This window comes from Klenkia terrae (genome assembly GCF_037083865.1).
GTDB lineage: Bacteria > Actinomycetota > Actinomycetes > Mycobacteriales > Geodermatophilaceae > Klenkia > Klenkia terrae.
The window spans coordinates 1-618 of the sequence record NZ_JBAPLV010000075.1; the positions used below are offsets into that span (position 1 = coordinate 1).

The following is a 618-nucleotide window of genomic DNA, read 5'->3' on the forward strand; positions in this document are numbered from 1 at the left end:
AGGCTGACGGAGGTCACCGTGAAGGTCATCCGGGTGACCGTCCGCGTGCTGAACGAGACGGTCGTGGCCGCACCCGAGTTGGACAGCGACGGGACCGAGACCTGGCTGCCGCTGGAGAAGGTCAGCGTGCCGCCGGTGATCCGGTCGGACAGGTTCGGCCGGTCGTAGAGCACGACCCGGTCCAGGGTGACCGGCGTGGCCCAGGTCAGGGTGAGGGTTGCCCCGCGGCCCCCGCCGTTGGTCACCCACTCCGCCGTCGGGTTGGCGGGCGCCCCGGCGGCCACGCCGTCCACCGCCTTGGCCGCGCCCTGGCCGGCCGCGGTGTTCTGCGAGGAGGCCGTGACCGACGCCACCCCGGCGACGTTCTGGGCAACGACGGGTGCCGCGGTCGCCGGCGTCCAGGCCTGCAGCTCGGAGAGGCCGACGTTCTTCGTCGCCGAGCTCACCGAGGTCACCGTGAAGGTCAGCCGGGTCACCGTCCGGGCGGCGAAGGACACCGTGGTCGCGGTCCCCGCGTTGGCCAACGAGGGCACCGTGACGGAGGTGCCGTCGGAGAAGGCCAGGGTCGCCCCGGTGACCTGGTCGCTGGCGTTGGGACGGTCGTACAGGACCACCTTG

Annotated in this window: 1 protein-coding gene; it reads right to left on the reverse strand. The window is 72.8% G+C overall.

Translation table 11 applies throughout. The features are described 5' to 3' along the window. On the reverse strand, positions 1-618 hold a 618-nt coding region (locus UXQ13_RS23590), incomplete at both ends, for a DUF7402 domain-containing protein (protein WP_336393101.1).